We start from the raw sequence: 17,974 nt of genomic DNA, 5'->3' as shown, positions 1-17,974 counted from the left end.
CGGTTCCTCGCGCGGGGTCTCCAAACCCTGATTTCGCGGGCTTTTCGCCCGGGCGCTCACGGCCCGGGTCGTCGTGTCTCCGCGCTCTCCGCGCCGTCCGGCCATCTCGCGCAATCCCATGCCGTTCCCGGGGATGCGCGGCGCCGGCAGGGCCGCGGTGGAGCTTTCCCGACCCCTCTTCCGTCGGAAGTCCAGCCATGGTGGGGCTAGAAAAACTGCTCATCGGGCGCACGCTGGCCGGCCGCTACACCGTCGACGAGCTGATCGGCCCGGGGCGCGCCGGCCTGGTGTACCGCGCGCGCGACTCGCGGACCGGTGCCGAGGTGGCGGTGAAGGTGCTGAACGCGCCGCGCAGCCCCGAGGCCCGCGAGCGCTTCCGGCAGCTGGTGGCGCGCGAGGTGGCCGCCGCGACCGCCATCCGCCACGCCAACGTCGCCACCGTCCACGAGATGGGCGGCGACGCCGAGCTGGACCTGGACTTCGTGGTGACGGAGCTGGTGCGCGGGCAGAGCCTGGCCGGCGTGCTGGCGCAGCGCGGCAAGCCGCCCATCGCGCTGGGGCTGCGCCTGCTGGGCGACGCCGCCGAGGGGCTGGCCGCCGGGCACGCCGCCGGGCTGGTGCACCGCGATCTGCGCCCCGCCAGCCTGTACATGGTGCGCGGCGAGGCCGAGCGGCACGTGCGGGTGAAGCTGACCGGCTTCGGCGTGCCGCAGCTGGTGCGGCGCGAGTCGCTGGCCGTGGCCGCGCCGGAGATGCGCGCCTACGCCTCGCCCGAGATGCTGGCCAACGGGAGCGCGCGCCTGGCCCCCGCCAGCGACGTGTTCAGCCTGGGGATGATCGGCTTCGAGCTGATGACGGGCGCGCTGCCGCTGGACGATGCCGCGCGCCGCGCCCTGGCCGACGGCGGGAAGGTGGAGATCGAGGCGCCGCGGGAAGTGGCCGCCGCCGTGCCGCCGCACGTGATGGACGCGGTGATGCAGGCGCTGCGCATCGACCCCGCCGAGCGCTTCGCCGACGGCAGCAGCTTTGCCGCCGCGCTCCGCCAGGCGCCCGCGCCGCAGATGATCTCCGTCCCGAAGATCATCACCGAGCCCGAGCCGCAGGCCGCGGCCGCGCCGGAGCCCGTCGCGGAATCGCCCGCTGAAGAGCCGCAGCCCGAACCCTCCGCCGCCGCGCCCGTGATCGCGGCCGCCGCGGGTGCGGTTGCCACTGCAGCCATCGCCGCGGATGCCGCCGCCGCGCCGATCGCAGTTGAGTCCGCGCCCGCGGAGCCCGAGGCCGCCGCTCCGGTGACCGAGACACCGGTCGCGAGTGCGGCCGCCGCGCCGCCCGCCGCTCCGTCGAAGGCACCCCGCCGCGGCGCCGCGGCGAAGACGCCGGACAGCGACCTCCCGCTGTACTATCCCCCGCAGCTGGCTAAGACGCCCGCGCCCGCGGTGCCGGCCGCCATCGTGACACCGCCCGCGCCGAAGCCCGTCGCGCCGCCCATCGCCGCGACGAAGGTAGAGGACGAGGCGCCGGCACCCGTCGCTGCACCGGTGATTGCTGCCGTTGCCGCGGCCGCGATCCCCATCCCCGCGATCGCCGCGCCGCCACCGATCCCCGCGCCGACGCCGGTCGCGGAGAGCGCATCCGTCGCCATCGCTCCCATCCCCGCGGCCGCCCCGGTAGCCGTGGAGCCGGCGGCGCCGATGCGCGAGCTGAAGCTGATCGGCGGCGGAGAGCGGAAGAAGCGCGCGGCGGGCGCTTTCCGCGCGCCGCCGGCGATGGCCGCCGGGTTCCTGCTCGGCATCCTGGTGCTCGGCTCGGTGGCCTGGATCGCGACGCGCCGCACCCCCAGCCCGGCCGTCGGCCCGGCGACCACGCTCGCCGCGGCGAACCAGCTCGCCCCCGGCGCCGTGGTGCCGAACGGGGCAGCCGCCGCCCAGCCCGCGGCCGCCGGGGCCACGGATGCCGCGCCCGCCGCCGCCGACTCGGCCGCGAAGGCGCCGACCGCGCAGCAGCAGGCCGCGCTCGACGCCGCGAAGAAGAAGCAGCAGGAGGACGAGCGCCGGAAGCAGGACGAGGAGAAGGCCCGGCAGGCCGCGCTCGTCCAGCAGCCGCAGCAGCCGGCCGCGCAGACGCAGGCTCCGCCGGCCGCACAGGCGCCGGCGCAGCAGCCCGCGCCCGCCCAGCCGCGGCCGCAGCAGGTGGCCGTTGCGCCGCCGCCCGCGCCGGCTCCCGCCCCGCCGCCCGCCCCCGCGCCGCGCGAGGAGGCCGCCGCCGCGCGGTCGACCAGCGAGGTCTACGACGAAGACGTGGTGGAGGAGCGTCCGCGGCTGACCAACGCGCCCGAGCTGCAGCGCGCGCTCCGCGACCGCTACCCCTCGCAGCTGGCGCACAACCGCGTCTCCGGACGCGTGACGGCCACCTTCGTGGTGGGCCCCGACGGGCGCGTGGACGGATCCAGCATCCGCATCCTCAACTCGCCGAACCAGGGGTTCAACGCCCCCACGCAAGGCGTGCTGCGCCGTGCCCGCTTCCGCCCCGCCACGGTGAAGGGCCAGGCCGTGCGCGTGCAGGTGACCATGCCGATCACCTGGAGCCTGGAGCAGTAAGAGCTTCGGGAGATGGAGATAAAGAGAGCCCCCGGCCGGGATTTCCGGCCGGGGGCTCTCGTTCATTCTCGCGAGGAGCTCGACGTCAGGCTTCGGCGGTCTTCTCGGCTGGCCGGAGGTGGTCCTGCGGAACGTCGTCGCGCACCCACAGCAGGTCGTCGGCGGAGAGATCGAACGCGTCCAGAAATTCCCGCAGCGCGTCGAGAACGTCGTCGCCCGCGTCGGCGTGCAACTCAGTCCCCGGCGCGGGATCTCCGTCATGACGCACCAAGCCGAGCCGCCGGCCGGAACGAAGCCGCACCGCCGCCGCGCGGTACGCGTCCAGGTTGTCGCTGCCGCTGAAGAGCGCAAGCCCGTGCCGCTCCGCAAGCTCCTCGATGGGAACATCGACCGTGGCGATCACGTTGCCGTAGCCACTCGGCCATGGCGCCGGATCGACCTGCGTAAAAGCTGGAGTGCTCATGGGATATGAATCCTGAGTGGTCTTGATGACCGTTGCTCTGAGCTTGCCCTCGTCCGCTTCAACAAGAACTCGGAACCCGGCGTGTGACAAGCGAGGTGAATAGAAAGGCCCGGCAATGAGCCGGGCCAGTCGCATTTCTGTCGGGCGAGCTTCGGCCGGACTACCCGAAAACCAGGTCCACGGCGCGGAGGAGCGGCGCCATGGACGTGTGGGTGAGCGGGACGGCGCGGCGCAGAAGCTCGAACAGCGCGGCGTCGCGCGCGGCGATCGTCTCGAGCATCCGCTCGCTTTCCCGGCGCGTGTCCATCGCCAGGCCGTGCTTCAGGTACCAGCCATCCACCACGGCGTCGAAGAGCTGCAGCTGCACGTGCTCGTCGCTGGCGGGGGTGCCGCCGCGGAGGGCGCGGACGAGTGACGCCGCATCCTCGCGGCGCACGGCCACCAGCTCGTCGCGCCGCGTCCGGCGCTCGGCGTCCAGCCGCTCCACCGTGCGCTGCATCTCCGCCAGCGAGCCCCCCGGATCGCGCGCGACGAAGGCGGAGCGGACCATGGAGACGATGCGCACGTCGCCGCCGGACTGGAGCATCCAGCGCCGCTCGCGGTCCGCATCGAAGCGCGGGCGCAGGCAGACGACGGCGACGGGAATGCCTTCCGACGCGCTGGCGAACTGCACCTCGCGCCGGAACGAGGCATCCGTCATCACCAGATCGATGTCGCTCCCGGGCCCGTGAGTGCCCGTGGCCAGCGAGCCGGTGATGCCCAGCCCCGCGTCCGGGAAGGCGGCGGCCAGGCGGCGCAGCATGGCCTCGGCAGCGGCGGTGTGCGCGTCGCGGGGGATGGGGGGGAGGCGGATCTCCACGGGCGGCGCGTCGACGGTGCTCATTCGGCGATCACGTACGGGGCGAGCGCCTGCTCGCGATTCCCCAGCGCGCGGGCCAGCGCGTCCAGCAGCGGCGCGAGCGAGCGGACGCGCGCATGGACGTCGCCGCCGGCCCAGTAGCCGTCCAGTTCGGCGGCGAACGCGCCGCGCAGCCGGGCGCTCGCCAGCAGCTGCTCCAGCATGTTCACGGAGACGTCGAGGAGGTGAACGGGATACGAATCTCCCCCCGCCTCCGTCGCGTCGTCCGCAGCCTCGCGCGTGCCGCCGACCGCGCGCGCGAGCATCCCCACGAGGCTGCGCGCGCCCGACTGCGGTGCCTCGTCCGCGAGCAGGAGACGCTTCATCTCCCCGATCGTCCCTTCCGCGCGCTCGGCCACGGCCGGGCGCAGGAAACCGGAGGCGTGCAGCTCGCCGATCTGCGCGTGCACCAGCGCCGCGATGCGCGCGGGATCGCCCTCCACGCGCTCCGCGACCGCCGCGGCGGCCTGCGCGCGGGTGTGCGGCCGGGCGCAGAGCTCCAGCACCATCGCGGGAAGCGGGTGCAGCCGCCGCATCTGCACCGCGCCGGAGGGAGGGAGATGGAACACCCAGGCGGGGCCGGGCTCAGGCGGCTCGGGGAGATCGGGATCGCCGATGAACGCGTCCCAGTCCCACCGCGTGCGTACCAGCCGCACCGCGGGCGCGGTGACGAACGCCGTGTCCGTGGCCGTCGCGTCGATGGGCTCGGACGGCGGCTCCCCGGCCATCGCCGCGCGCAGCAGGCCGGAGAGCAGGCCCAGCTCGTACGACGCGCGGTCCAGCAGCGACGCGTCGTCCAGCATCGCGGCGGCGTCCCCATCCGCATCCCGCACGGCAGCGGCGACCGCGCGCCAGGTGGGATGCGCGTCGGGGAGCCCCGAGTCCCGCAGCGGCGCGGGCGGGCGGATTGCGGCGCCCAGCCGCGCGAACGCGGCGGCGGAGCGGCGGAAGCCGGGGTGCGGAGCGGGGATACCGCCATCCGGCGCGGCCCCGACCAGCAGTGCCCGCACGTCCTCGGGCGACGTGGCGAGCGGATCGACATCCATCGGCAGGTTCAGCAGCGCCGCCAGCCCGGCCGGCGATGGATCGCGCGGTGCGGCGCCGGCGAGGCGGTTCAGCTCCGCCGCACTTCCGCCGCGCGCGATCCAGTCGCTCACGTCCTCGCCGCGCTCCAGGCCGGGGAGAAGGAGGAGCGCGGCGGAGCGGGCGCGGCCCCGCAGCGTCGTCATCACCCGCCCGGCGTGCACCATCCCCGCGCGGTCGTGGTCGGGGATGACGATTGCCTCCGCGCCCCGCAGCGCCTCGGCGTGGCGATTCGTCCACTGCATCGCCCCGAGCGGATTGCAGGTGGCGATCAGCCCCAGCATCTCCAGCGCGTGCACGTCCTTCTCCCCCTCGACCACGAAGACGCGCTCGCCCGCCGCGGCGGCCGCGAGGATGCGCGGAAGGCGGTACGGTACGAGATCCACGTCGTCCAATCCCCATCTCCCTCCGCCGTTCCGGTCGATCGCCCGCCAGAGAAAGGCCTTGTCCGGCGCCGCCTCGTGCCCGGGCCTCAGGTGGAAGCGGATGCACTCGAAGCGCGGCTCGCCGTCCGCGGCGATGTAGGCGTAGCGCGCGGTCTCCTCGCCATCGCGCAGCGGATGCCAGGCGAGCGGCGCGCGGTGGCGCACCCGCACCGGCAGGTGCGGATAGCCGGAGGCGGCCAGCAGCTCGGCCTCGGTGGGCGCGGGAAGGGCGTCGTAGAGGGGCAAGGCGATCGAGGGTGGAGAGCCGGTGGCGCGGCCGGCGGAGCGGGCTCCGCCGGCCGCGGAAGATCCGCGGGCCCTCAGCAGTAGGTGGCGTACCAGCTTCCCCGGGTTTCCCAGGGGCAGCCGAACGAGCAGTCCATCGCGCTGCAGGCGTCGCTCTCGCAGATCACCGTGCAGTCGTCGGTGTTGCCGCCGCTTCCGCAGCCGCAGCTTCCCCAGCAGGTGTTCCAGTTCACGTCGGCCGTGGGGCACTCCACCTGGTCGGTGGGGGCGTCGTGGCCGCGCACGGTGCCGCGCTGCCCGGCAGCGGCGCGGGTGGTGGAGAACGACTGCACTTCCAGCTCGTCCAGCGTCAGGCGCTTCTTCTCCATCCGACGGCTCTCCGGAGTGGGGATGGGGATGATGGTGCCGTGGGGACGCTCCCCCCGCGGCGCCACCCGGCGGGGCCAACTCCGCCGGGTGGCGCACGCTCACCCGCAGAGGGGTGACGTACCCCGTGGTGGAGCAGCTGCCTGTGCATTCCCGGTTCGACCCGCCGCATCCCTCCGGGTCCGCGGGGCCGCCGAACGGATTCAGTACCAGCAGAGGCTGACGTACCAGGTCGTGGAGCAGTTGCCCGTGCACGCCCAGTCCGAGAAGCCGCCGCAGCCGGTCGAATCTCCGCCCCCGCCGCCGCAGCCGCAGGTGTTGCCGCAGGTGTCGGCACAGGTTTCCCAGCAGGTGTTCCAGTTCGGGTCCGCGGTGGGGCATTCCACCGGGTCCGTCGGCGCGTCGTGGCCGCGGACGGTGCCGCGCTGCTGCGCGGTGTCGCCGGTGGTCGCGAACGACTGGATCTCCAGGTCGTCCAGCCTGAGGCGGGTCTTCTGCATCGCGGGGTACTCCGGGCGGGGGTGGGGTCACGTCGGCGCGGAGGCGGCTCCCCCGCGCATGAGGGCGGCCGGCGGGCGTGCACCCGCCGGCCGCGGGGCCGCTCAGCACCAGCTGATGTACCAGGTCCAGTAGCAATCCCACGAGCACCAGTCCGACCAGCAGTCCACCGTGCAGTCGCCCGACGGCCCGCCGCCCCCGCCGCAGCAGTTGGTGTCCGCGCAGCTCTCCCAGCAGGTGTTCCAGTTCACGTCGGCGGTGGGGCACTCCACCTGGTCGGTGGGGGCGTCGTGGCCGCGCACCGTGCCGCGCTGCCGGCCGACTTCGCTGGTCGTGGCGAACGACTGGACTTCCAGCTCGTCCAGGCTGAGGCGCGTCTTCTCCATCGCTGGCTCTCCCGGCTTGGGGGGATGGACATCACCCGCGGAGGCGGCTTCCCCCGCGGGAACGGCACGACGGCTCGCCGCCGGCGACGCGATCGATCGCACAAACAGGCGCCGTACGGTAGGGGGATCGGCAGATTAATCGCGGCATCGGAGATCGGTCAAGGATCGCAGTGTATCGTTCGCGCTCTTAAACGAGCGAAGCCCCCGCCGGGAGATTCCGGTCGGGGGCCTGTCTCGCACCCTCGTCCGTGGAGTCCACGGTCTGGGAGCTGGTGCGCTATGCCGCCGCGTCGATGAACAGCCTTGGCACGTCCGCCCTCAGCCGAGGGTGACGCGCGCGAAGTGGTAGGCTCCTCCCCTGTAGCCCGCGCTGAAGCTGAAGGTATCCAGCTTGTCCGGGAGCCAGTCGAGCAGCTCGTTCAGGTCGTTCCATCGGTACACGCCGCCGTTGGGCTCGAACCAGAAGCACGGGCCATCCTCGTCGAGCACCAGCCCCATGGCGTGCCCCGAATACCCCGGGCGTGTCATCCAGAAGGCGTAATGACCGGGAGCCAGCGACATCTCCATGACGGGATAGAAGAACGAGTGGAGCGCGTTGTCTTCCTTGTGGCGCTCGTGCATCACCAGGCCGTACGAGGCGAACAGGTCTCGGATCGCGCCGAACAGCGGCAGCCCCGCGGCCCGCGCGCGGCGGTCGGCCCGCGCGTTCCGCAGGTACGCACCCTCGCGCAGCGTGGCCACATGCAGGCCGTCGCGGAGGTGCTGGGCGGTGACCTGCCCGCCGGTTTCCAACGACTTGCGCAGCCACATCAGCACCATCGAGATGCAGATCCCGCCCACGCCGCCGGCCAGGTCGGTGGTTCCGGGACGATAGGTCACCCGCGTGGACGCGCGGTCGGTGAAGGCGACGACCTGGACTGGAGGCGCCATGTGAAGGATCTCCGAGGAAGGGGCGGAAATGTCGGGGGGGAAAGAGCGGGCGGGTCCGTAACGTAATCGTCCCCGGCACGTCGGAAAAGTCGCGCGCCGCCGCATCCGGCGTTGTCCCGCGGGAATCGGAGCGGGACCGGCATTCTTCGCGATCCTGGATGAACGAAAGCCCCAGCCGGGAGGTCCCCGGCCGGGGCGTCGCCATCCGATCCGTCGCGTGGAGCCTACTTCATCAGGTTCTTGGCGATGGTGTTCAGCTGCATGTTGCTGGTGCCCTCGTAGATCGTGCCGATCTTGCTGTCGCGGTAGAACTTCTCCACCGGGTACTCGCGGGTGAAGCCGTAGCCGCCGTACAGGTCGATGCACGTCGACGCGATGCGCTGGGCCACCTGGCTGCTGAAGAGCTTGGCCATGGCCGCCTCCTGCAGGAACGGCTGCCCCGCGTCCTTCAGCCGCGCGGCGTTGTACACCATCAGCCGCGCCGCCTCGAGCTCCACGGCCATCTGGGCGATCTGGAACTGCACGCCCTGGAAGTCGCCGATCTTCTTCCCGAACTGCTCGCGCTCCTGCACGTACCTGATGGTCGCCTCCAGCGCGCCCGTGCCGATCCCGATCATCTGCGCGCCGATGCCGATGCGGCCCTCGTTCAGCGTCTCGATCGCGGTCTTGTACCCCTTCCCCACCTCGCCCAGCACGTTCCCGGCGGGGACGAAGACGTCCTCCAGGATCAGCTCGGTGGTGGACGAGGCGCGGATGCCGAGCTTGTCCTCCTTCTTCCCTACCGAGAAGCCGTCGAAGCCCTTCTCCACGATGAACGCGGTGATGCCGCGGTACCCGGCCGACGGATCCACGTTGGCGAAGACGATGAACACCTCGGCCTCGGCGCCGTTGGTGATCCACAGCTTGCGCCCGGTGAGCCGGAAGCCGCCGTCCACCTTCGTCGCGCGCGTGGCCAGCGCGAAGGCGTCGGAGCCGGAGCCGGCCTCGGAAAGCGCGTAGGCGCCCACCTTCTCCGCGCAGAGCTGGGGGAGATACTTCGTCTTCAGCTCGTCCGAGCCCCAGCGCAGGAAAGCGTTGTTCACCAGCGTGTTCTGCACGTCCACCAGCACGCCCACGCTGGCGTCCACGCGGGAAAGCTCCTCCACCACCAGCGCGGCGGTGAAGAACGAGCTGCCGGTGCCGCCGAACTCCTCGGGCACTTCGATCCCCATCAGCCCCAGCTCGAAGAACTGCGGGATGAGCGCGGGGTCCATCTTCTGCGCCTCGTCCATGGCGTGCACGCGGGGGCGCACCTCGTCTTCCGCGAACTGGCGAACCAGGTCGCGGAACATCTGCTCGTCTTCGCTCAGCACGGTCAGCGGGGCGCCGCCGGCGGCAAGGTCAACGGTAGCCATCATTCAGCTCTGGATGCGGAATCGTTTCTCCCCGTCCGCCCCGGCGCGCGCCGAAGCGATGGAACGCGCACAAGTTAGCACCTCGCGCGCGAAAGGACGAGAGGACGGGGGGATGATGGAGACCGGATCGCGGGGAGCCGCCGCGACGCGTTTTAGCGGCCGCATGCGCGCATGGACGTAAACGGCGCGCTTTGGTAGATTTGGACAGACAGGAGGTGATTCGATGAGCAGAATGGTCGAACTCCCGGACGACATCTACCAGCAGGTCGAAGAAGCCGCGGCCGCCGCCGGCACCACGCCCGCGGGATGGATCGCCGCGCAGCTTCCCCAGCAGGAAAGCGATACGCCGGCCGAGTCGCAGGTGCCCATCAGCCAGCGTCTGGCGGGGCGCGTCGGCCGGATCGCGAGCGGCGGGATCGAAGCGCTGTCGCGACCTTCGGGCAACGCGTTCACCGACTATCTCGTCGCCAAGAAGCGCGAGGGACGCCTGTGACCCTGTGCGATACCGGGCCGCTCGTCGCCCTGATCGACCGCAACGACAGCTGGCACATGCGGTCGGTCGCGGTTCTCGATCGGATCGGTTCCACGACCTTCGTGACGACGTGGCCCTGTTTCACCGAGGCCATGTATTTCCTCTTCCATGCCGGTGGGCTGGCCGCGCAGGAGGAGTTGTGGAATCTCTATGCGGACGGCATCGTCCGGCTGCATCCCCCGGACCCCGGCGAGCTGGACCGGGTCCGCGCGTTGATGCGGCAGTACGCGGACTCTCCGATGGATTTCGCGGATGCCTCCCTCGTGGCCGCCGCGGAGACGCTGGACATCCGGCGCGTCTTCACGCTGGACCGGCATTTCCATGCGTATCGCACCCCGCGCGGGCATTTCGATGTAGTCCCGTGAAAGGATAGCTGAACAGGACGAAGCCCCGGCCGATGCTCTCGTCCGGGGCTTCGTCGTGTTCGGTCGGTCGGGCGCGCTATGCGGCCGGGCGGCGCTCCAGGCGCTCCAGCACCTCGCCCAGGCGGTCGAGCGCATCGCGGATCTCGCCCACCACGCCGTCGCGGGGCGGGCGTTCGTCCGCGGAGAACAGGGTGCGACGCGGGTCGTCCAGCACCTCGCGGCGCAGCGACATTCCGCTGCGCGCCAGCTTCTCCGCGATCTCCACCTCGTTCGCGCGCAGGTAGGCCAGCGTGCGGGCGTACGCGTGCTCGCACACGTCGCGGCGGTTGGTCACGCTGAAGATGTTGGAGAAGAACATCCGGTGGTCGCCCAGCTCCGGCTCCACCAGGATCACATCCGCGCCGGGATAGGTGTGGGCGTAGCTGCGGAACCCCGTCCCCATCCGCGAGTGGATCGCGGTGCGGAAGGTCTGCGAGAGCACCGCCGGCAGCCCGTAGTCCGACAGGCTCTTCGTCTTCTTCCCGTTGCCGTTCCCGTTCGAGCCGTCCGACCCGTCCGCGTGCACGTCCACCGGGACGATGGGGTTCACGCAGAAGAGCAGGTCCGCGCCCTCTTCCAGCGCCACGCTGGCGTTCAGCGTCCGCCGCGCCACCCCGTCGATGTACGGCTCGCCCTCGATCTCAACCGGGCAGTAGAAGCCGGGGAGCGCCAGACTTGCCTGCACCGCGCGGGAGATGGGGATGTGGTCGTACCCCGGCCCGCCGAAGGTCACCAGCTCCGAGGTGTCCAGCTTCACCGCGACCACGCGGAGCGCGCCCTTCAGCCGACGGAAGTCGTTGCTGCGCCCGCCGCTGGAGAACACGCGCGACAGGTAGCGCTCCATCGGCGCGCTGTCGAAGATCCCCACCGGCGTGAGCGCGCCCAGCTCCAGCAGCGACCCGATGATGGACATGTCCAGCGGCCGCTCGATGCGCCGCTTCACCCATCGCCCCACCAGGCCGGGGACTTTCGCCACGCGGCGGGCGTACTCGCGCACCGCGGGGGTGAAGAGGATGTTGGGATCCAGGTTGAGGTCGGGCCCGGCGAGCGAGAGGATGGCGCGGGAAAGCGTGCGCGGGGGGATACCGTTGGCCAGCAGCGAGGTGATGACCGCGCCCGAGCTCACGCCCACGTACACGTCCGCGCGGGTGAAGTCCAGTCCGCGGATGGCGTCCTGCAGGGCGCAGAGCACGCCCACCTCGTAGAAGCCGCCCTCCAGCACCCCGCCCGCCAGGGCCACGCCGATCCGCGGCCGATCGCCGGCCTCGCCGGCGCCTTCGTGGTTGTTGCTCATGCGTGTAGCGTACACCGCGGGCGTGAAAAAGGGTGCGAGGGCGCGGAGAAAGTCTCCGCGCGCCCGCACCCGTCGGGGCTGTTGCAGAAGCCGTGCACCGGCTTACGCGTCGTACACCACGGTGTTCTGCACGCTGCCGTCCTCGCGGTGGATCACCACCTCGCAGGGGCGGCTCTCCACGGCCAGCAGGCGCGCGGCCTCCAGCGCATCGGCCTCGGAAGCGTGCACGCTGAGCGGCGCGGTGGTCCCGCTCTTCTCCACCGCCCACTCGCCCGCGCGGAAGACCACCGAGAACACGGTGCCGTGGCGGCGCTCCAGCTTTGCGATCAGCAGGTTCACGCGCTCGGTGAGCGACTCGACCTGCGTGGAAAGCGTCTGCACCTCGGCGCGGGTGGGCACGCCCAGCTTGCGCAGCGCGTCCACGACGGGGTCGACGATCGTGCTCTCCACCTTCTCCACCACCGCCTCCTGGCGGGTGCCGACGTCGTCCTTCAGCTCCGACCAGCGCGCCTTGCCGCGCGTCTCCACGGTCTCGCCGCGCTTCACCAGCTCCTCGCCCTGCTTCACCAGCGAGCCGTAGAAGGCGCTGCCGCGGTCCTCGGCCGCCGCCAGCGCGCCCAGCCCGGCCAGCCACACGTCGCGGCCGCGCGTGGTCACGCCCTCGGCGATCTCCCTGGGCAGCTTCACCACGCGGTCGGCCACGTTCTTCGGCAGGTCGCCCAGGCGCAGGATCCCCGCGCCGCCCTTCGTGCCGTTCGTGCTCATCGGTGTCGTCTCCGTCCCCGGTGTGGTCCCACGTCAGCCATCGGAAAACCCTCAGCCCCGCGGCGTTTCGTCGTCGCGCCGGGCGTCTTCCTGCTCTTCCAGCACGCGGTTCAGCGTGGCCTCGAGCTGGGCCAGCTGCTGCCGGAGCTGCTTCAGCTCCTGCGTCTGCGGGCCCTGCAGCACCCGCGTCACGCGCCCCAGCGAGGCGCTCACCAGCTCGTCCACGCCGTGGCGCACCTGGCCCACGCCGGACTCGATCGCCTTCCCGCTCTTCCGGAGCAGGTCGTGCAGCAGCTCGGCGCCCAGCAGCCCGCGCCCGCGCTTGCCCTCTTCCAGCACCACCTGCGTGAGGGTCTGGGCGGTGATGTCCTCGCCCGTCACGTTGTCCACCACCTCCACCGTCTCGCCGCCGCGGATGATGCCGGCGACCTGCTCCAGCGACACGTACTCGCTGGCCTGCACGTCGTAGAGCTTCCGGTTGCCGTACCGCTTGATCACTCGCGCCATTGTCTCCCCTCGGGTTCGCGCCGCGCTGGATGGATGATAACGCGGTGCGTCATGGCCGTCAAGCATCGTAACGCGGTGCGCAATTCATCGGGAAGTGCCAAGTGCCAAGTGCCAAGTGCCAAGTGCGGGAGTGCGGGAGTGCGGGAGTGCGACTCCATCACGCTGAACCGGGTGGCGCGCTTCGGATGCCTCGCGCCCTCCCCCCGCGCCGGAGGGCGCGACCCCCTCCCGTTCCGGGAGGAGGTGGCTCTCCAGCATCCCCACGTGCCGAAACTCCATCTCAGCCATGCTTCCGTGACGCGACGACCTCGCTCCGGCGCTGAGTTCTCCCCACCCCCGCGGAGCGGGCGGAGGGGCCAGGGAGGGGGGCCAGCCAGGCGGGCAAGGTGCCATCCCGCCGCGCCGAAATCTCTTCTCTCGATGAGGTCTCCCCCTCCCCCAGTCGGTTTTGGGGGAGGGGGCGGGGGGAGAGGGCCGCGGCGCCAGACGACACCGGAGCCTTGCTCCAGACGCAAACGCGGAGGCAGCAGAGAACCCCCGTCCTCTGCTGCCTCTGCTTCTGTCCAGAGCCCGATGTGCTGCCGGGCGCGTTCACGCACCCATGTGGGCGTGCTCGCGCTCCGCGGCCGAGTACACGCCTTCCTCGGTTTCCGCGATCAGGTGGTCGACCACGGCCTGCAGGCTTCCCGTCTCCTGGTAGACGCGGAGCTGGCGGTCGGCGCTCGATCCCTCGTCCATGATGCGGAAGGCGTACTCGATGGCACCGCGGCTTCCCAGCTCGTCCACCACGTCGTCCAGGAACCACTCCAGCATCTCGCGGATCAGGTCGCGCGCCGGGCACTCGGCCTTCTTGCCGAAGTCGATCAGCTTGCCGTCGAAGCCGTAGCGCACGGCGCGCCACTTGTTCTCCTCGATCAGGTCGTGCGCGTACACGCGGAAGGTCATGTTGTCGCGCCGCAGCTTCCACAGCTTCAGCACGATGGCCTGGAGCAGCGCGGCCACGCAGACGGCCTCGTCCACGCGCGTGCACACGTCCAGGAAGCGGAACTCCAGCGTGGGGAACTTGTGGTGCGGCCGCACGTCCCAGTAGATCTTGCTGCCGTCGGGGATGCACCCGGTCTCCACCAGCGTGTTGCTGAGCGACTCGAACTCGCGCCAGTCGCGCAGCACGCGCGGCACGCCGGTGCGCGGGAAGTTGCGGAAGATGACGCTGCGGTAGCTCTTCAGGCCGGTGTTGCGCCCCATCCAGAACGGGCTGGAGCTGCACAGGCAGAGGATGTGGGGAAGGAAGTAGCGCGCCACGTTCAGGGCGTCGATCATGAACTCGCGGTCCTCGATCCCCACGTGCACGTGCGTGCCGAAGATCAGCAGCTGCTGTGCAAGGTCCTGCATGTCCTGCTTCACGCCCAGGTAGCGCTCCAGCGGCGTGATCTCCTGCGTCATCCAGCTGCTGAACGGGTGCGTGCCCGCCGCCACCACCTTCAGCCCCTTCCGCGCGGCCAGGTCCATCACCATCCGCCGCAGCCGGTTCAGCTCGCCGCGCAGCTCCGTGGGCGTCTGGCAGACGGGGCTCCCCACCTCCACGATGCTCTGGTGCAGCTCGGGCTTGATCTCGCCCAGGATCAGGTGGTCGTGGTCCAGAATCTCGGTGATGTACGAGCGCAGCTCGCGCGTCTCCGGGTCGATGATCTGGTACTCTTCCTCGATCCCAAGCGTCAGCGACGGAGCCTGCATGGCGGGTCCTCTCCCGGATGGCGATGGAGATGAACGAAAATCGTATCTGGGGATGATGCGCAGCCGTCCCACCCCGCGCCAGCCGCAAATTGTTTACCGCGGGGGTGATGGGGATCGAGCCGGGGTGGGGAAGGCGAATGAATTCGCGGCAACAACCGCCCGAAGTCCGCCTTCGCGGACTCGCGCCGCGCCATCGTGGCGGCTCCGAGCCGGTGGTGCCTCCTCGATGAGTTCTCCCCTCCCCCGCGGAGCGGGCGGAGGGGCCGGGGAGGGGGCCAACCTGGCGGGCAGGATGCCGATCGCACCACGCCGAAGGTTCTCGCGGAATCGACGTTCGCGCGGCGCGGCGAAGATGCCTGCCGCGTCGCCGCGCCTACCGCGCCTCCACCAGCATCGTGGCGACGGACGAGCCGCCGCCGGCGGTCACGTTCAGCAGCGGGTCGGTGGCGATGCGGGTGAGCGCGCCGTCGATCGTGGCGGTGCGGGTGACGAACGGCGCCACGTCCACCATCCGGTCGTAGATCTCCACCTTCCCGTCCACCCAGCTGGGGAACGGCTCGACGGGGAGATGGATGCGCTCCTGCAGCACGTACGGCGTTTCCGTGGCCGTCTTCAGCGCCGCCCGCCACTCGTCGTCGGACACCAGCCAGCCCAGGACGATGCCGCGCCCGCCGTAGTCGTCGTTCGGCTTCAGCACCAGCCGCTCGCGGTTCCCCTCCGCCCACTCCAGCAGGTCGATCTCGTCGCCATGGAAGCGCGTGCGCCGCGCCTCCACGATGCGCGTCCACGGCACGTGCGCCTCGATCGCGCGCATCTCGTCGGGCGAGAACAGGTGCGCGTTGCGCTCGTCGCCGAGCACGGCGAGCGAGGCCTTCTTGTACAGCACCTTGCAGCGGAAGGGGTTCACCATGCACACGGCGCCGTCGCGGACCGCGCGGACCACGGGGTTGTCCATCCCCATCCGCAGCACCAGCTCGTCGATCAGCACGCGCTTGTAGATGAGGGTGATGTGGAAGTCGCCCGCCATCAGCTTTCCCTCGCGGTACTCCAGGGTGCGCGGGTCGGCGATCTCGCAGGCGATGCCGTGCTGGCGGAAGTAGTCGCGGAAGAAGACGAACTCGCTGTAGGTGGGCACCTCGGCCCAGTCCAGGATGCCGATGCGCGGCAGTTCGCGCCGGCCGCTCCACTCGGCGTATGCGCCCAGCAGCGCGTGCAGCACCCCATGCCGCGCGGGAAGCGGGTAGACGGCATGCGTGCGCAGGAACTTGCCGGTGACGGGGAGCGCCAGGAACACCTCGCTGAGGTTGTCCATGTACGCGGGCCCGGCCGGCGTCTCGGCGTTGTACTCGGTGAAGCGCAGCGACCCGTCGTCGGGGTCGAAGAAGGCGTCCAGGCGGCTGGTGGGGCATGGCGAGCGGAAGCCCGGGTCCTGCGCGACCAGCTCGCGCTCCCAGTCCAGGAGATGGAACCGGGCGAGCAGCGCCGGATCGCGCATGGCCGCCTCGTGGGCGCGGCGGAAGGCGCCCATCAGCGTCTCCACGCCGCGCCGGATCCCCGCCCACTGACCCGGCGTGAAGAAGCGCGGGCGCAGCACGGTGCAGAGCGCGCGCTCGCCGAAGTACATCCCCAGCGAGCGGTGCTCCTGCTCCATCCGCTCGGCGCTGTCCGCGGCGAGCCCCTCGTCGCCCAGCAGCCCGTGCCAGGCGTCGATCGCCCGGCGCAGGGCCTCCGCGCTCACGCCTGCTCCTGCGCCGAGCGCGACGCCGCGTCCGGCGAAGTGTCCTCCCCCGCCCGCCCGCCTTCGCCCGCCGCCGATCGACCGTTCCCGCCTTCCTTCGACCCGGCCGGCCCCCCGCCGTCCGCCGTCACTCCGCCGCGCTCGTCGCCCCCGTGCGGCGGCTGCGATGCGTCGGCCGCGGGCTCCAGGTCCGCCGCCGGCGAGGCGTCGACCACGCTGTTCGGGGCGCCCTGGATCGGCGAGCTGCCGCCCTGCGCGTCGTGTGAGGACCCGCCGGGGGCGTTCGAGCCGCCACCCTCGCCACCGCCCGAAGGGGCGCCGGAAGGATCGCCCGACCCACTGGAGGGTGAGCCGGAGCCGGGGTCCGTGCCGCCGCCCTCGCCGCGGCCGCCGCCGCCCATGAAGCCGGGGCCGAACGCGGTGCCGCCGCCGGGGCCGGTGTCCTGCGCGGTGCTCGCCCCGCCGCCGCCCTCGCGCGAGTGGGTGAAGAGCGCGTCCCAGCGCAGGTCGCGCACCTGGCGGCGCGGGTTCTTCGCCAGGTCGATGGCCATGTCGGCCATGGCGCTGATCGCCCACTCGAAGTAGTGCGGCGTCAGCGAGTAGATGTCCATATCCGGCGCGGGGTTCATGAAGTCGATGGCGTAGGGGATGCCGTCGCGCACCGCCCACTCCATCGAGTTCATGTCGTATCCCAGCGCCCGCACCAGCTTCAGCGAGTCGGCGATCACGCGCTGGCCCAGCTCGGGCGTCAGGTGCTCGTGCTCGACGTGGTACTTCCGCTCCTTGGGGTCGTACTTGATCGGCATCACCTTGTCCTGGCCGATGCAGATGCAGCGGATGAACTGGTCCCACTCGATGAACTCCTGCACGATCATCGTCAGCAGGCCGCTGGTGTCGTAGTGGTGGATCAGCTCCTCCAGGCTGCGGCAGACGTACACGTCCTTCCATCCCCCGCCGTGCGCGTCCTTGAGGATGCAGGGAAGGCCGACGTACTCGACGATCCCCTGCCAGTCCAGCGGATACTGCAGGTTGCGCAGCGACTCCTCGTGCACGATGCCGGGGATGTACTCCTTGTTCGGCAGCACCACCGTCTTGGGGTGGGCGATGCCGAGCGAGGTGGCCAGCGCGGCGCCGAAGAACTTGTCGTCGGCCGTCCACATGAAGGGGTTGTTCACCACCGCGCACCCGGCGAGCGCCGCCTGCTTCAGGTAGGTGCGGTAGAACGGCACCTCGTGCGAGATGCGGTCGATGATGACGGCGTACTCGCAAGGGTCGTCCATGCGCGGCGCGCCCAGCTTCACGTATTCGGCGGTCACGCCCTGGTCGCGGCGGTTCACCTCCTCGATGAACGCGGGGGGGAACGACCACTCGCGCCCCACGATCAAGCCCACCTTCAGCGTCATCTTCATCCCCCCGTGCTCGAATCGTTTTTACTTCGAGAGAAACCGGTTGAACTGCCTTCCCACGCGTGCGCAGGCGCGTCTCCGAAAAGACCCGCGCCGCCCTCTCCCCGCGCCTCAGGGCGCTCGCCCTCTCCCGTACCGGGCGAGGGGGGCTGCCGCACCATCCGCGAGCCCTGCAACCTCTCTTCGCACGCTGATGCTTCGGGCGTGCCGGATGCCCGCCGAGCTACTTCTCCCGGTACGGGAGAGGTGGACGGCCTCGGCCGGCCGGAGAGGGCAGCAGCGCCGCGGCTTGCGCGTAACTCCGTCTC

The 17,974-nt window shown here is 71.3% G+C and carries 17 protein-coding genes; 3 read left to right on the top strand and 14 right to left on the bottom strand.

Annotation, left to right across the window (positions count from 1 at the left end; all coding sequences use genetic code 11):
* Window positions 1-197: 197 nt before the first annotated feature.
* Window positions 198-2,597 carry a TonB family protein gene (locus VLK66_RS14810; RefSeq protein ID WP_325310214.1) on the top strand — a complete coding sequence of 800 codons (2,400 nt, stop codon included), beginning with the start codon at window positions 198-200 and terminating at the stop codon, window positions 2,595-2,597.
* Window positions 2,598-2,682: 85 nt separating this feature from the next.
* Here VLK66_RS14810 and VLK66_RS14805 read toward each other — a convergent pair whose 3' ends face one another.
* The 8 genes from VLK66_RS14805 to VLK66_RS14770 all read right to left on the bottom strand — a co-directional run bounded on the left by VLK66_RS14805 (window position 2,683) and on the right by VLK66_RS14770 (window position 9,289).
* Window positions 2,683-3,195, bottom strand: coding sequence for a hypothetical protein (locus VLK66_RS14805; RefSeq protein WP_325310213.1), 513 nt, complete (start codon window positions 3,193-3,195; stop codon window positions 2,683-2,685).
* A 25-nt stretch (window positions 3,196-3,220) separates the two neighbouring features.
* Window positions 3,221-3,943: a nucleotidyltransferase domain-containing protein gene (locus tag VLK66_RS14800; protein WP_325310212.1), complete on the bottom strand. Its 723-nt coding sequence runs from the start codon at window positions 3,941-3,943 to the stop codon at window positions 3,221-3,223.
* Window positions 3,940-5,712, bottom strand: coding sequence for a hypothetical protein (locus VLK66_RS14795; protein ID WP_325310211.1), 1,773 nt, complete (start codon window positions 5,710-5,712; stop codon window positions 3,940-3,942). The genes VLK66_RS14800 and VLK66_RS14795 overlap by 4 nt, the downstream gene beginning before the upstream one ends.
* Before the next feature lie 74 nt (window positions 5,713-5,786).
* On the bottom strand, window positions 5,787-6,080 hold the full coding sequence (locus VLK66_RS14790) for a hypothetical protein (RefSeq protein WP_325310210.1): 294 nt from the start codon (window positions 6,078-6,080) through the stop codon (window positions 5,787-5,789).
* Window positions 6,081-6,281: 201 nt separating this feature from the next.
* Window positions 6,282-6,578: a hypothetical protein gene (locus VLK66_RS14785; protein WP_325310209.1), complete on the bottom strand. Its 297-nt coding sequence runs from the start codon at window positions 6,576-6,578 to the stop codon at window positions 6,282-6,284.
* Window positions 6,579-6,680: 102 nt separating this feature from the next.
* On the bottom strand, window positions 6,681-6,962 hold the full coding sequence (locus VLK66_RS14780; protein ID WP_325310208.1) for a hypothetical protein: 282 nt from the start codon (window positions 6,960-6,962) through the stop codon (window positions 6,681-6,683).
* 318 nt (window positions 6,963-7,280) lie between these two features.
* On the bottom strand, window positions 7,281-7,892 hold the full coding sequence (locus VLK66_RS14775) for a hypothetical protein (protein ID WP_325310207.1): 612 nt from the start codon (window positions 7,890-7,892) through the stop codon (window positions 7,281-7,283).
* A gap of 224 nt (window positions 7,893-8,116) precedes the next feature.
* Window positions 8,117-9,289, bottom strand: coding sequence for an acyl-CoA dehydrogenase (locus tag VLK66_RS14770; protein ID WP_325310206.1), 1,173 nt, complete (start codon window positions 9,287-9,289; stop codon window positions 8,117-8,119).
* Between the two features lie 220 nt (window positions 9,290-9,509).
* Here VLK66_RS14770 and VLK66_RS14765 point away from each other — a divergent pair, with 220 nt between their 5' ends.
* Window positions 9,510-9,779: a hypothetical protein gene (locus tag VLK66_RS14765; RefSeq protein ID WP_325310205.1), complete on the top strand. Its 270-nt coding sequence runs from the start codon at window positions 9,510-9,512 to the stop codon at window positions 9,777-9,779.
* Complete coding sequence (locus tag VLK66_RS14760; RefSeq protein WP_325310204.1) at window positions 9,776-10,183, top strand: type II toxin-antitoxin system VapC family toxin; 408 nt, start codon at window positions 9,776-9,778, stop codon at window positions 10,181-10,183. The genes VLK66_RS14765 and VLK66_RS14760 overlap by 4 nt, the downstream gene beginning before the upstream one ends.
* 76 nt (window positions 10,184-10,259) lie before the next feature.
* Here the strand turns inward: VLK66_RS14760 and VLK66_RS14755 are convergent, their stop codons facing one another.
* From VLK66_RS14755 to VLK66_RS14730, 6 genes are all read right to left on the bottom strand, one after another.
* Complete coding sequence (locus tag VLK66_RS14755; protein WP_325310203.1) at window positions 10,260-11,516, bottom strand: patatin-like phospholipase family protein; 1,257 nt, start codon at window positions 11,514-11,516, stop codon at window positions 10,260-10,262.
* A 102-nt stretch (window positions 11,517-11,618) separates the two neighbouring features.
* Window positions 11,619-12,281: a phasin family protein gene (locus VLK66_RS14750; RefSeq protein ID WP_325310202.1), complete on the bottom strand. Its 663-nt coding sequence runs from the start codon at window positions 12,279-12,281 to the stop codon at window positions 11,619-11,621.
* Window positions 12,282-12,332: 51 nt separating this feature from the next.
* Window positions 12,333-12,788 (bottom strand): polyhydroxyalkanoate synthesis regulator DNA-binding domain-containing protein, encoded by a 456-nt coding sequence (locus tag VLK66_RS14745; protein WP_325310201.1) that lies wholly within the window; start codon window positions 12,786-12,788, stop codon window positions 12,333-12,335.
* Window positions 12,789-13,379: 591 nt separating this feature from the next.
* Window positions 13,380-14,522, bottom strand: a complete 1,143-nt coding sequence (locus VLK66_RS14740) for a carboxylate-amine ligase (RefSeq protein WP_325310200.1) — start codon at window positions 14,520-14,522, stop codon at window positions 13,380-13,382.
* Between the two features lie 373 nt (window positions 14,523-14,895).
* Window positions 14,896-16,260 (bottom strand): circularly permuted type 2 ATP-grasp protein, encoded by a 1,365-nt coding sequence (locus tag VLK66_RS14735; protein ID WP_325310199.1) that lies wholly within the window; start codon window positions 16,258-16,260, stop codon window positions 14,896-14,898.
* Window positions 16,257-17,669 carry a hypothetical protein gene (locus tag VLK66_RS14730; protein WP_325310198.1) on the bottom strand — a complete coding sequence of 471 codons (1,413 nt, stop codon included), beginning with the start codon at window positions 17,667-17,669 and terminating at the stop codon, window positions 16,257-16,259. Before VLK66_RS14730 ends, VLK66_RS14735 begins: the two co-directional genes overlap by 4 nt.
* Window positions 17,670-17,974 lie beyond the last annotated feature (305 nt).

This window comes from Longimicrobium sp., from assembly GCF_035474595.1.
Classification (GTDB): domain Bacteria; phylum Gemmatimonadota; class Gemmatimonadetes; order Longimicrobiales; family Longimicrobiaceae; genus Longimicrobium.
The sequence above is the reverse complement of the archived record's forward strand: the minus strand, read 5'-3'. Positions and strand labels throughout refer to the sequence as shown.